Here is a 12,681-nt window from a genome sequence, read left to right as displayed (position 1 = left end):
CGACTCAGAAGGCTGCGTTGTAGATGAGGCCCGCGAGGGCGCCGCCGATCAGCGGTCCGGCCACGGGGACCCAGGCGTAACCCCAGTCGGACGTCCCCTTGTTGGGGATCGGCAGGAAGGTGTGCACGATGCGCGGACCGAGGTCGCGCGCCGGGTTGATGGCGTAGCCCGTGGGGCCGCCGAGGGAGAGGCCGATGCCGACGACCAGGAAGGCCACGATCAGCGTCTGGGTGCCGGATTCACCGAGCCCCTCGGTGAGCCCGAAGGCCAGGATGGGCAGCACCAGGGCGACGGTCGCGATGACCTCGGTGACGATGTTGGCGACGGGGTTCCGGATCTCCGGGATGGTGGAGAAGATGCCGAGCGTCGGCGTCGGTTCGTGCGCGCTGGTCACCTTGTCCTTGACGCCGCGCGTGACGTTGGCGTTGAACTGCGCGAGATATACGAGGTAGGCGAGGACGGCGCCGAGCATCGCGCCCACCATCTGCCCGAGGACGTAGATCCAGACCTTGTCCCACTTGCCGGTGTCGATCGCGATGCCGAGCGTGACGGCCGGATTGAGGTGACCGCCGGAGAGCGGGCCCGCGGTGTACGCCCCGGCGAGCACCCCGAAGCCCCATCCGAAGGCGATGACGACCCACCCGGAGGCCTTCGCCTTCGAATGGCTGAGCGTGACGGCGGCGCACACGCCGGCGCCGAGAAGAATGAGAATCGCGGTGCCGATGACCTCACCGACGAAGATGTCCCCGTTCGAGTACATGGCGGCTCCTAGGCCCTGGCCCGGGGCGGTGCGCCCCGGTCCTCCGTGCAGGGTGCGTTCTCACGACCGCTGCCTGGATACGCCCGGCTGACGCAGCCGGCGGCAGAGGTCTCCCGAACCCCGCCCGGCGTCCATGACGAGCGTGCCGTCGCAGTCGAATCGCCCATGGGGGATGACCCGGTGAACAGGCCCTTTGTGCTGACCCTTCGCGCGCGCAGAGGCCCTGGGCGCGTGGAGCCGAAGTGCGGCGACGCCGACTGACACCCGGAAGTGTTCACCGATGGTGATGGAGCGTCAAGGTCGCGGACGGCAACGGTTAACCGGCGCGTGGGCTTCCCCCGAGGCGCCCGTGGTGAGCCACCGGCGGGCCCCGCGGACGGGGTCAGCGCACCGCCACCACCGAGGACCCGTGCCCGAACAGCCCCTGGTTGGCGGTGACTCCCACACGTGCCCCCTCGACCTGCCGTGCCCCCGCGGCCCCTCGCAGCTGCCAGGTCACTTCGCAGACCTGGGCGATGGCCTGGGCGGGCACCGCCTCCCCGAAGGAGGCGAGCCCCCCACTGGTGTTCACGGGCACGCGCCCACCCGGTGAGGTCACCCCGTCGCGCAACAACTTGGCGCCCTCGCCCTCGCCGCACAGCCCCAGGTCCTCGTACCACTGCAGTTCCAGGGCGGTCGACAGGTCGTAGACCTCCGCCAGCGATATGTCCTCGGGGCCTATGCCCGCTTCTTCGTACGCGGCCCGGGCGATGGACGCGCGGAACGTCCCGTCGGCGGCGCGCACGACCGCCGCCGAGTCCGTGGCGATGTCCGGCAGGTCGAGCACCGTCGTCGGATACGTCGGCGTGACCGTGGACACCGCGCGGATGCGCACCGGATCCGCCGCCCCGTGCCGCCGCGCGAACCGCATGCTGGAGAGCACCAGGGCCGCGGCGCCGTCCGAGGTGGCACAGATGTCGAGCAGCCGCAGCGGGTCGGCCACGACGGCGGATGCGGCGACCTCCTCGGCGGTGACCGCCTTGCGGTAGCGCGCGTTCGCGTTGCGTGCGCCCGCCGCCGCGTTCTTCACCTTGACCTGCGCGAAGTCCTCCAGTGTGTCGCCGTGGACGGCCATCCGGCGGCGTGCGTACAGGCCGAAGTAGGCGGGGTTCGTCGCCCCGAGAACCCGGAACCGCAGCCAGTCGGGATCGTCCGGCCGGTCCCCGCCGGCGGGCCGGAAGAACCCATTGGGAGCGGCGTCGGCGCCGACCACCAGAACCACGTCGGCCCTGCCCGCCAGGATCTGCGTACGCGCCGCGTCGATGGCCTGGGCGCCGGACGCGCACGCCGCGTACACACTCGCCACGCGCGCGCCCTGCCAGCCGAGCGCCTTGGCGAACGTGGCCCCGGCCACGTAACCGGGATAGCCGCCGCGCACCGTGTCCGCACCGACGATCGAGCCCACGTCCCGCCAGTCGACCCCGGCGTCCGAGAGCGCCGCGCGCGCCGCCGCCACTCCGTACTCGACGAACCCGCGCCCCCACTTGCCCCAAGGGTGCATGCCCGCGCCGAGCACCGCCACCTCTCCGGTCATGCGCCCACCCCCACAGGCCGCCAGTGCCAGGTCGTCCACGTCGTCCTGTCGTCCTCGTTCAGCACCCCGGGGACGACCTCGACCTCCATGCCGACCTCCAGATCGGCGACGGAGACTCCGGGAACCGCCTGCCCGAGCACCACCATGCGCTCGGCCACCAGCTCCACAGCGATCAACGCGTAGGGCTCCCACGGAAGTTCCGGGTCGGAGACGTAAGGTGCGGGAGGCCGGTAGCGGCTGTCGGTGTACGACCAGACGCGCCCGCGCCGCGACAGCGGCACCTCGGCCAGCTCGCCGCCCCCGCAGCCGGGATTGCGGCAGAACCCGTCCTCGCGAGGGAAGAAGACACAGGCGCAGGCGGAGCAACGCGTGCCCAGAAGCCTGAAGTCCTCGCCCTCCCCGGCGAACCAGTTGGCCACTACGGGTGTGCGCGTACGCGACAAGGCTCCTCCAGGCACTGGATCTGACGGAACGTCAGAAGTGTGCCACGCGGGTCCCGCCCGCGCTACGTCCCCTGCAACGACCGCCGCGAGACGGGGAAGTCGAAGTAGGTGTCGGGGAACGACTCGGGCTTGTAGGTGAAGTGCCACCACTCTTCGGGGAGATTGACGAAGCCCTGCTTGCCCAGGGTGTTCCGCAGCAGATCACGGTTGGCCCGCTGCTTCCCGTCGATCCGCGGGTCGTTCGTGTGCGACAGCGTGTCGAAGCAGTCGAACCCCGTCCCCATGTCCACGGAGTTGTCGGGGAAGCGCTCGTTCCGCGGACCGAAGCAGGGCGTCAGGGGCTCTCCGGGGAGATACGGACGGGTCGGCAGGGCAGGCAGCCGCACCACCGTCAGATCCACCGTGGAGCCGCGGCTGTGCCCGGACTTCTCCGCGATGTAACCGTCCGCGAAAAGCCGCGACTTGTCGACACGGGGATAGAACTCCGCCTTCATGCGCTCGTCGGCGAGGTCCTTGGCCCAGCGCACGAAGTGGTCGACGGCCCGCTGCGGCCGGTAACAGTCGTACACCTTCAGGGAGTAGCCCTTGCGCAGGAGCGCGCGCTGCGCCCTGTGGAGTGCCTTCGCCGCGGGCTCGGTGAGAATGCACATCGGCTTGCGATAGCCGTCGATGGGCTCCCCGACGAAGTTGTGCGCGGTGAAGTAGCGCATCTCCTGAATGATCGTCGGGTCGACGTCACGCAGCGCGACGAACTCCTCCGGAGCCTTCGGTTCGGGCTCGGCCTGCGCGGGGGACGGAGCGGCGGCCACGGCCAGCAGAGCGGCGGCACCGACGGCGAGATTCCGCAGAGCGGGGACGATTCCTGTCATGCCCCTGCGTCTATCAGGCTCTCCGCCACCCGCGAAAGACCGACGCATCGGGGATCGGATACAGTCCGCGGCGTGTCCGCATCCCCACACACCACCAACTCCGGTCCCGGCTCCCACTGTTCGAGCTGTGGAGCGTCCTACGAAGACCAGCCATCCGGCTGGCCCCGCACTTGCGCCGCCTGCGGCACAGTGGCCTACCGCAACCCGCTGCCCGTGGCGGTCGCCGTCCAGCCCGCATACGACACACAGGGCACCGGCCTGGTCGTCGTGACCCGCACCATCGCCCCCGCGCTCGGCGGCCTCGCCCTGCCCGGCGGGTTCATCGACGACAGGGAGGACTGGCGCGACGCGGTCGTGCGCGAGCTGAAGGAAGAGACCGGCATCGGCGCGGAGAGCCGCGACGTCCGCCTGGCCGACGCCATGAGCGCCCCCGACGGATATCTCCTGCTCTTCGGCCTCCTCCCCGCACGGCCCGTCTCCGACCTGCCGGCGCCCGCGCCGACCGACGAGACCGAGGGCTGGGACCTGCTGCGCCGCCCCGGTGAGCTCGCCTTCCCGCTGCACACGCTGGCGGCACGGGCGTGGTTCGAGGGCCGCTACTGACTGCGGCAGCCCTCAAGACTCGCCCTCCGCGCACGCTCCTCAGCCGTCGAGCCCTTGTGCACGCTGTTCAGCCGTCGAGCCCCTGCGCATGCTTTTCAGCCGTCGAGCCCCCGTACCCGCACCGGACGCCCCGGTGCGGGCCCGTCCTCGCCGCCGTCCCGCTCGACGACCACCCGCCCCGCGCTCCACCGCGTCGTGAACCGCTCCAGTTCCGCCTCCGCCCAGCCGTCACCGGCGTCGGCGACCACGACACCACCACCGGTACGCCCCTCGGCCGGCGCCCAGACCTCCAGCTCCAGGCCACCGTCGCGCCCGCGCACGGGCAACACCGTGCCCGCGCGCGCGAACACCGGAATGCGCCCCAACGGAGCGTCCACCAACACCTTCCCCGGCCCCTCGTACGCTTTGCCGGTCGCCGTGTCGTACCAGCGCCCCGCCGGAAACCGCACCGACCGCCGTACCGCACCACACTCCAGAACCGGCGCCACCAACAGGCAATCCCCGAGCAGGAACGCGTCCTCACAGTCCCGCAACGCCCGGTCCTCAGGATTCCCCCACCACAAGGGCCGCACATAGGGGGCACCCGTCCGCCGCGCGAGATGGGCGAGCGTCACGAAGTACGGCAACAGCCGCCTGCGCTCGACGAGCACCTCGCGCGCGTGCCCCAGCACTTCCTCACCGAACTCCCACGGCTCGCGCCGCCCGGCCCCGATCGCCGCGTGCGTACGGAACAGCGGCAGATACGCCCCCAACTGGAACCACCGCAGATACAGCTCCGGCGACGGACTGCCACCGAAACCACCCACATCAGGCCCCGAATAAGGGACCCCGCACAACCCGAGCCCCAGCACCAGCGCCAACGAAGCCCGCAGCCCCGCCCAGTCCGAGGACACGTCTCCGGACCACGTACCTCCGTAGCGCTGCATCCCCGCCCACCCGGAACGTGAGAACAAGAAGGGCCGCTCCTCGGGACGCAGCGCACACAGGGCCTCATACCCGGCGCGAGCCATCCCCAGGGCGTACACGTTGTGGGCCTCCCGATGGTCGCCGCCACGCCCCTCCAGGGAGTGCCGCGCCGACCGGGGCAGCGTCGTCTCACCGAACGCCGCGAACGACACCGGCTCGTTCATGTCGTGCCAGAAGCCCGCGAACCCCTGCTCGATACGCTCTCCGTAGAGACCACCCCACCACGCACGCGCGCGCGGGTCGGTGAAGTCCGGATACACCGCCTCTCCGGGCCACACGACACCGCGCACCGGCCGCCCCGCGCCATCCCGCACGAACGCATCGGCCCTCATCCCGCTGTCGTACGCCTCGACGCCCCGCTCGGACTTCACCGCAGGATCGATGATCGAGACGAGCCGGATCCCGTCCCTGCGCAACTCGTCCGCCAACTGCGGCAGTTTGGGGAAGCGCTCCTTGTCGACGGTGAAGACCTGATGCGCTTCGTAGTGGTCGATGTCCAGATGGACGACGTCCAACGGCAGCTCACGCTCCTGATAGCCGGCGACGATCCGCCGCACCTCCTGCTCACTGCCGAAACCCCACCGCGCGTGATGGTGCCCCAGCGCCCAGGACGGCGGCAGCGCGGGCAGGCCGGTGAGCGACGCCCACGCGTGCATCACGCGCGCGGGAGTACCGACCATCACCCAGGACCGCAGCGGCCCGCCACTCATCCGCACCTCGCAGGCACCGGCCCGGTCATGACCGGACCCGTCACCCTGCACCCCCTCACGCACCGACACATCGCCCTCCCACGTGTTGTCGTGGAAGACCAGGTGCGTGGCGGCATCCGCCACCACCATCTGCACCGGCATGGTGATGTACAGCGGGTCGTCGTCCGGCCCGAAGGAGCCGCCCGGATCGGTGTTCCACAGCCGGTACGTCCCGTTCCGCAACCGTGGCCCGCGGGAACGCCCGCCCAGACCGAAGAACCGCGCGTCCGCCGCCACCTCCGACCGCTGCACCCAGCGCGCCGCACCCCCCTCGGCAGGCTCCCACCAACGCGGCGGGAGATCACGCCGCAGCATCACACCACCCGGCGTGCGCAGCTCCACCGCACCGTGCCGCGAGACGACGACCGTCGCCCGCTCCGACACGACCCGCCAGCCGCCCTCCTTGTCGGGCTCGAGCACGGCCCGCGGATCCGGCTCGGGGCTCTGGCCCGCCACCGCGTACGACGGCTCCGGCTCCGCCCCGTCCCAGCCCAGGAAGACCGCTCCGCCGACCGTCACCCGCACCCGCAGCTCGGAGCGGGCGAACCGCACCACACCACCACCCGGCGCCGGCTCCATCCCCGACACGGCCCCCGGCACCCGCGCCCGCTCCGCACCCCGGGGCGTCAGCCCCGTCGCGTCCGCCCGCCACCTGCGCCACGAGGAGCGCACCGTGCGCAACCCCCGCGCCGTGCCGCCCATGCCGACCACCTTCACCGAACGCACCAGGTCACGACCGTTCATGCTGCTTACCCTGCCACCGAAGAAGCCGTGTGCGGACCGCGTTCAGCTCCCGTTCACCTGGTGCTACGACACATGTCCCACGGGCCGACCATGTGAGGCAGACCCTGGTGCGGAAGTCGATCACGTGGCATCGTCCTTGCAGCCGTGTTCACGCGCACACCCAGCACGTGCGCACCCCACACGCATACGACGCGTACAGTCCGGGAGCCGCCCCATGACGTCCTCAGCGAACCCCGCGCCGCTCTGGCAGCCGAGCCCCGAGAGGATCGCCGAAGCGCAGGTCACCCGCTTCCAGGCCTGGGCGGCCGAGCACTACGGAGCCCCGGCCGACGGGGGATACGAAGCGCTGCACCGCTGGTCGGTCACCGAACTCGAGACGTTCTGGAAAGCCGTCACCGACTGGTTCGACGTCCGCTTCACCACCCCCTACGCGCGCGTGCTGGGCGACCGCGCCATGCCCGGCGCCGAGTGGTTCCCCGGAGCGACCCTCAACTACGCCGAGCACGCACTCCGCGCCGCCGAGGACCCCGCGCGCGCGGACACCCCCGCCCTCCTCCACGTGGACGAGAGCCACGACCCCCAGCCCGTCACCTGGGCCGAGCTCCGCCGCCAAGTCGGCTCCCTCACCGCGGAACTGCGCGATCTGGGTGTACGCCCCGGAGACCGCGTCAGCGGCTACCTGCCGAACATCCCGCAGGCCGTCGTCGCCCTCCTGGCCACCGCGGCCGTCGGCGCCGTCTGGACGTCCTGCGCCCCCGACTTCGGCGCCCGCAGCGTCCTGGACCGCTTCCAGCAGGTCGAACCGGTCGTCCTCTTCACCGTCGACGGCTACCGCTACGGCGGCAAGGAGCACGACCGCCGCGACACCGTCACGGAACTCCGCGCCGAACTGCCCACTCTCCGCGCCGTCGTCCACATCCCGCTGCTCGGCACCGAAGCCCCCGAAGGTGCCCTGGAATGGTCCGCCCTCACCTCGGGGGACACGGCACCCACCTTCGAACCGGTGCCCTTCGACCACCCCCTGTGGGTGCTCTACTCCTCCGGCACCACCGGTCTGCCCAAGGCAATCGTCCAGTCGCAGGGCGGCATCCTCGTCGAACACCTCAAGCAGCTCGGCCTCCACTGCGACCTCGGCCCCGACGACCGCTTCTTCTGGTACACGTCCACCGGCTGGATGATGTGGAACTTCCTCGTCTCCGGTCTCCTCACGGGCACCACGATCGTCCTGTACGACGGCAGCCCCGGCCACCCCGACACCGGCGCCCAGTGGCGCATCGCCGAGCGCACCGGAGCCACCCTCTTCGGCACCTCCGCCGCGTACGTCATGGCCTGCCGCAAGGCCGACATCCACCCCGCCAGGGACTTCGACCTCTCCCGCGTCACCTGCGTCGCCACCACGGGCTCTCCGCTGCCGCCCGACGGCTTCCGCTGGCTGCACGACGAATTCGCCGACACCCCGGGCGGCCTGTGGACGGCATCCGTCAGCGGCGGCACGGACGTCTGCTCCTGTTTCGCAGGGGCCGTCCCCACCCTCCCCGTCCACATCGGGGAGCTCCAGGCGCCCTGCCTCGGCACGGACCTGCAGTCCTGGGACCCCCAGGGCAAACCACTCACCGACGAGGTCGGCGAACTCGTCGTCACCAATCCCATGCCGTCCATGCCCATCCACTTCTGGAACGACCCGGACGGCACCCGCTACCACGACAGCTACTTCGACACCTACCCCGGCGTCTGGCGCCACGGCGACTGGATCACCCTCACCTCACGCGGCTCGGTCGTCATCCACGGCCGCTCCGACTCCACACTCAACCGCCAAGGCGTCCGCATGGGGTCGGCCGACATCTACGAAGCCGTCGAACGGCTCCCGGAGATCCGCGAATCCCTCGTCATCGGCGTCGAACAGCCCGACGGCGGCTACTGGATGCCCCTCTTCGTCCACCTCGTCGAAGGCGCCGCCCTCGACGACACCCTGCGCGACCGCATCAAGCGGACCATCCGCGAGCAGCTCTCACCGCGCCACGTCCCGGACGAGGTCATCGAGGTCCCCGGCGTCCCGCACACCCTCACCGGCAAGCGCATCGAGGTCCCGGTCAAGCGCCTCCTCCAAGGGACACCTCTGGACAAGGCGGTCAATCCCGGCTCCGTCGACCGCATCGAACTCCTCGACTTCTACGCCGACCTGGCCCGCAAGCGCGCCTGACACGAGCGCCTTTCCCCAGCTCACCGCCTGTTGTCAGTGCCCCTCGTTACTGTGAGTGAGCATTGATCGACCGTACGCAGGGGGAAAATCATGGCGCACACCCGACACGACACGATGCGACGCGCACTGCGCCGCGAAGTCGCCGGAACCATCGGCCTGCTGGCCGACGAGGAGGACTTCGCGGCCATGCGCCGCTACCGCACCTTCACCTTCGACGACCACGAGATCTACCTCCAGCAGGTCGAGGCCCTCCTCAAAACCCTCGCGGCCCAGGGCGGCCACACCACCATCGCGCTCTTCGACCCCCAGGAGTACGAGGCGTACTGCGCGGAGACCGGCCTCGACCCGGACACCCCGGACAGCCGCACCCGCTTCACCGCCGAACTGGCCTCGGGCGGCCCCACCGTTCCGTACGAGGGCCAGCCCCTCGCCGACCTCGTCCCCGACCTCGTCGACGAGGCGGTCCGCCGGGCCACCTGGGAGTACGCGACACTGCAACTCGCCCGCGCCGGCACCTGCGCCACCTGCGGCGAGGACATCGGCCGAGCCGCCTTCGACCGAGCCTCCGAACTGATCACGCGGGCCCTCGACACCTCCCGCCCGGGCACCCGGCACCTGGTGTGCAGCGTCCCCTCCCACCCCCAAACGCTCCTGGCCGCACTGCACATCGAGATCGAGGCCGACGGCCGCGCCCTGCTCGACGACCAAGAGGCCCTGGAGTTCGCCACCGTCCTGGCCGTCGGCATCGCCACCCACCGCGCGGTCGGCATGGTGCTGCGCTCCAGCGCCGAAGGCACCCGCGACCGCGTCCACGGCTGGCGCATGCACGGCGGCCGGCTCCAGCCTCTCAACGCGGCCGAGGTCTTCGACGCGTACTGCACCGACGCCATCTCCGGGGAACTCGTCTCCCCGGAATCCGGCGTCGACTACTGCGCCGCACCCGACCTCGAACCCGACACCCCCGACGGCGGAGGACACACCCACTGAACGCCCGAGGGGCGCCCCACCGACCGGTGGAGCGCCCCTCGGGAACGCAATCAGCCTGCTCGCAGGCGATCTACTCGCCCGACAGCACCGCCTGCGCCGCCTTGCGGGCCTCTTCGGCACTGTCCGCGGCACGAGCCGCCGACGCGGCACGCTCGCACTGCGCCAGCGTGTACTTCGCGAGCGTCGCGCGCACGTAAGGAATGGACGCCGCACCCATCGACAGGGAGGTGACACCCAGACCGGTCAGCACACACGCGAGCAGCGGATCCGAAGCCGCCTCGCCGCACACGCCACAGCTCTTGCCCTCGGCACTCGCCGCCTCGGCGGACATCGCCACCAGGTCGAGCAGCGCGGGCTGCCACGGGTCCTGAAGCCGGGACACCGCACCCACCTGCCGGTCGGCGGCGAAGGCGTACTGGGCGAGGTCGTTGGTGCCCAGCGACAGGAACTCGACCTCCTGAAGGATCGAGCGCGCCCGCAGCGCGGCCGACGGGATCTCGACCATCGCGCCGAACTTCGCCCGCAGCCCCGCCTCACGGCACGCGTCCGCGAAGGCCTTGGCGTCGGTGCGGTCCGCCACCATCGGGGCCATGACCTCGAGGTAGACGGGCAGCCCCTCGGCGGCCTTGGCCAGCGCGGTCAGCTGCGTGCGGAGCACCTCGGGGTGGTCGAGCAGTGACCGCAGACCCCGCACACCGAGAGCCGGGTTCGGCTCGTCGGCCGGCGTCAGGAAGTCCAGCGGCTTGTCAGCACCGGCGTCCAGCACCCGCACGACGACCCGGCCCTCGGGGAAGGCCTCGAGCACCTTGCGGTAGGCCTCGATCTGCTTCTCCTCGGACGGCGCCTTGGTGCTGTCGTCCAGGAAGAGGAACTCGGTACGGAACAGTCCGACGCCCTCGGCCCCCGCCTCGACCGCGGCCGGCACGTCGGCGGGGCCGCCGACATTGGCGAGGAGCGGCACCTTGTGCCCGTCGGACGTCGCACCCGGACCGGTCGAGGCGGCCAGCGCGGCCTTGCGCTCGGCGGCGGCGGCCGACAGCTGCGCCCGCTTCTCCTCACTCGGGTCCACGAAGATCTCACCGGTGCTGCCGTCCACGGCGACGACCGTGCCCTCGGCGAGCTCACCGGCGCCGGGCAGCGCCACGACGGCCGGCACCCCGAGCGCCCGCGCGAGGATCGCGCTGTGGCTGGTGGGACCGCCCTCTTCCGTGACGAAGCCGAGCACCAGAGCCGGGTCGAGCAGCGCGGTGTCCGCGGGCGCGAGGTCACGCGCGATCAGTACGTACGGCTGGTCGCTGTCCGGAACGCCGGGCATCGGCACGCCCAGCAGACGCGCGACGATACGGTTCCGCACGTCGTCGAGGTCCGCCACGCGGCCGGCCATGTACTCACCGGCACCGGCCAGCAGTTCGCGGTAGTGGGAGAACGCGTCGTAGACGGCGCGCTCGGCCGTGCTGCCGACGGTGATGCGCCGGTCGACGTCGGACATGAGTTCCGGGTCCTGGGCGATCATGGCCTGCGCTTCGAGCACCGCCTGCGCTTCGCCGCCCGCCAGGTTGCCGCGTGCATTCAGGTCGGCCGCGACAGCTTCCACGGCCTGGCGAGCGCGCCCCTGTTCACGCTCGGCCTCCTCCGCGGGAATCTGCTTGGCCGGCGGCTCGAGCACAGCCGTACCCATGTGCCGAACCTCGCCGATCGCCACACCGTGGCTGACACCGACGCCTCGCAGCGTTGTCTCCATTTCACCCGTCTCCGGTAGTGCGACGGGTCCAGCCGCCGCGGTGGTTGTCGTGCTTGCCGTCAGCGACGGCGATGCCGTCACTGCCAGCTGAAGAGCGCGTCGCCGGCCTTCACGTCGCCGGCCTCGACGAGGTCGGAGAGGGACTCGGCCGTGGCCTCGAGCGCCACGATCGGGCACACCGGGGACTTGCCGGCCGCCTCGACGGCGGACGGGTTCCAGCGGACCACGGCCTGACCGCGCCGCACGGTGTCGCCCTTGTTGACGAGCAGCTCGAAGCCCTCACCATTGAGCTGGACAGTGTCGATGCCCAGGTGCGTCAGCACACCGTGACCCTGGTCGTCGACCACCACGAACGCGTGGGGGTGGAGGGAGACGACGATGCCGTCCACGGGAGAGACGGCCTCCGAAGGCTCCCGCACGGGATCGATAGCCGTGCCAGGCCCGACCATCGCACCTGAGAACACGGGATCCGGTACAGCAGAGAGCCCAATGGCGCGTCCTGCAAGCGGGGACGAAACGCTGGTCATGGCAAGCCTCCCAGGGGGTGGAGATTCATAGCCGTCGTCACCACCTGTCCGGGACGACGCGCTGTTCAGAAGGGTAAGTCATAGGAAGTCCCGGTTCCGCATGAGTGGTCCCGGTTCAAGGACGTAGAGGCAGCGCACAAACGATTTGCGCCCGGCGCGATGCCCGATGTACAGTCGTACTCCTGCCTGAGGCCGTGGGACGCAAGCGTCCGGCCCCGGCGGCATCCTTCACATCAGATCCTATCCCTGGGATCGGTTCCGCATGTTCGCGGTGACCGTGGTCAGAGAGACGAATGAGACCTGATAAAGTCGGAACCGCCGGAAAGGGAAACGCGAAAGCCGAAAGGCCGGAGCGGGAACCGGAAAGGCACCGAGGAAATCGGACACGAAAGAGTCTGATAGAGTCGGAAACGCAAGAACAAAAGAAACACCGAAGGGAAGCGCCCGGAGGAAAGCCCGAGAGGGTGAGTACAAAGGAAGCGTCCGTTCCTTGAGAACTCAACAGCGTGCCAAAAGTCA

Annotated in this window: 10 protein-coding genes; 3 read left to right on the top strand and 7 right to left on the bottom strand. The window is 70.6% G+C overall.

Annotated elements, in window-relative coordinates; all coding sequences use genetic code 11:
• Nucleotides 1-4: 4 nt before the first annotated feature.
• The 4 genes from ACZ4Z4_RS14790 to ACZ4Z4_RS14775 all read right to left on the bottom strand — a co-directional run bounded on the left by ACZ4Z4_RS14790 (nucleotide 5) and on the right by ACZ4Z4_RS14775 (nucleotide 3,645).
• Complete coding sequence (locus tag ACZ4Z4_RS14790) at nucleotides 5-760, bottom strand: MIP/aquaporin family protein (protein ID WP_468326912.1); 756 nt, start codon at nucleotides 758-760, stop codon at nucleotides 5-7.
• A gap of 382 nt (nucleotides 761-1,142) precedes the next feature.
• Nucleotides 1,143-2,333 carry a lipid-transfer protein gene (locus tag ACZ4Z4_RS14785; RefSeq protein ID WP_468326911.1) on the bottom strand — a complete coding sequence of 397 codons (1,191 nt, stop codon included), beginning with the start codon at nucleotides 2,331-2,333 and terminating at the stop codon, nucleotides 1,143-1,145.
• Nucleotides 2,330-2,776 (bottom strand): Zn-ribbon domain-containing OB-fold protein, encoded by a 447-nt coding sequence (locus ACZ4Z4_RS14780; protein WP_468326910.1) that lies wholly within the window; start codon nucleotides 2,774-2,776, stop codon nucleotides 2,330-2,332. Before ACZ4Z4_RS14780 ends, ACZ4Z4_RS14785 begins: the two co-directional genes overlap by 4 nt.
• A gap of 62 nt (nucleotides 2,777-2,838) precedes the next feature.
• On the bottom strand, nucleotides 2,839-3,645 hold the full coding sequence (locus ACZ4Z4_RS14775; RefSeq protein WP_468326908.1) for a M15 family metallopeptidase: 807 nt from the start codon (nucleotides 3,643-3,645) through the stop codon (nucleotides 2,839-2,841).
• A gap of 72 nt (nucleotides 3,646-3,717) precedes the next feature.
• Between ACZ4Z4_RS14775 and ACZ4Z4_RS14770 the strand changes: the two genes are divergently transcribed.
• Nucleotides 3,718-4,248 (top strand): NUDIX domain-containing protein, encoded by a 531-nt coding sequence (locus tag ACZ4Z4_RS14770; protein WP_468326907.1) that lies wholly within the window; start codon nucleotides 3,718-3,720, stop codon nucleotides 4,246-4,248.
• Nucleotides 4,249-4,343: 95 nt separating this feature from the next.
• On the opposite strand, the gene ACZ4Z4_RS14765 is transcribed toward ACZ4Z4_RS14770, so the two are convergent.
• Nucleotides 4,344-6,707 carry a glycoside hydrolase family 31 protein gene (locus ACZ4Z4_RS14765; RefSeq protein WP_468326905.1) on the bottom strand — a complete coding sequence of 788 codons (2,364 nt, stop codon included), beginning with the start codon at nucleotides 6,705-6,707 and terminating at the stop codon, nucleotides 4,344-4,346.
• A gap of 214 nt (nucleotides 6,708-6,921) precedes the next feature.
• Between ACZ4Z4_RS14765 and ACZ4Z4_RS14760 the strand changes: the two genes are divergently transcribed.
• Nucleotides 6,922-8,907 (top strand): acetoacetate--CoA ligase, encoded by a 1,986-nt coding sequence (locus ACZ4Z4_RS14760; RefSeq protein ID WP_468326903.1) that lies wholly within the window; start codon nucleotides 6,922-6,924, stop codon nucleotides 8,905-8,907.
• 90 nt (nucleotides 8,908-8,997) lie between these two features.
• Nucleotides 8,998-9,894: a hypothetical protein gene (locus ACZ4Z4_RS14755; RefSeq protein WP_468326902.1), complete on the top strand. Its 897-nt coding sequence runs from the start codon at nucleotides 8,998-9,000 to the stop codon at nucleotides 9,892-9,894.
• Nucleotides 9,895-9,964: 70 nt separating this feature from the next.
• On the opposite strand, the gene ptsP is transcribed toward ACZ4Z4_RS14755, so the two are convergent.
• Together ptsP and ACZ4Z4_RS14745 are read right to left on the bottom strand one after the other, a co-directional pair.
• Nucleotides 9,965-11,635 carry a phosphoenolpyruvate--protein phosphotransferase gene (gene ptsP, locus ACZ4Z4_RS14750; protein ID WP_468326900.1) on the bottom strand — a complete coding sequence of 557 codons (1,671 nt, stop codon included), beginning with the start codon at nucleotides 11,633-11,635 and terminating at the stop codon, nucleotides 9,965-9,967.
• Between the two features lie 77 nt (nucleotides 11,636-11,712).
• A complete protein-coding gene (locus ACZ4Z4_RS14745) occupies nucleotides 11,713-12,162 on the bottom strand; it encodes a PTS sugar transporter subunit IIA (RefSeq protein WP_468326899.1) in 450 nt (149 codons plus the stop codon).
• Nucleotides 12,163-12,681: the final 519 nt, after the last annotated feature.

It is taken from the genome of Streptomyces sp. NPDC030245, from assembly GCF_055572995.1.
Note: the sequence above shows the minus strand (reverse complement) of the source record. Positions and strands in the feature narration are given on the sequence as shown.

Coding starts and splice junctions, on each gene's coding strand:
- ACZ4Z4_RS14790 (WP_468326912.1), bottom strand. CDS start 760: ATGTACTCGAACGGGGACATCTTCGTCGGTGAGGTCATCGGCACCGCG.
- ACZ4Z4_RS14785 (WP_468326911.1), bottom strand. CDS start 2,333: ATGACCGGAGAGGTGGCGGTGCTCGGCGCGGGCATGCACCCTTGGGGC.
- ACZ4Z4_RS14775 (WP_468326908.1), bottom strand. CDS start 3,645: ATGACAGGAATCGTCCCCGCTCTGCGGAATCTCGCCGTCGGTGCCGCC.
- ACZ4Z4_RS14765 (WP_468326905.1), bottom strand. CDS start 6,707: ATGAACGGTCGTGACCTGGTGCGTTCGGTGAAGGTGGTCGGCATGGGC.
- ACZ4Z4_RS14760 (WP_468326903.1), top strand. CDS start 6,922: ATGACGTCCTCAGCGAACCCCGCGCCGCTCTGGCAGCCGAGCCCCGAG.
- ACZ4Z4_RS14755 (WP_468326902.1), top strand. CDS start 8,998: ATGGCGCACACCCGACACGACACGATGCGACGCGCACTGCGCCGCGAA.
- ptsP (WP_468326900.1), bottom strand. CDS start 11,635: ATGGAGACAACGCTGCGAGGCGTCGGTGTCAGCCACGGTGTGGCGATC.
- ACZ4Z4_RS14745 (WP_468326899.1), bottom strand. CDS start 12,162: ATGACCAGCGTTTCGTCCCCGCTTGCAGGACGCGCCATTGGGCTCTCT.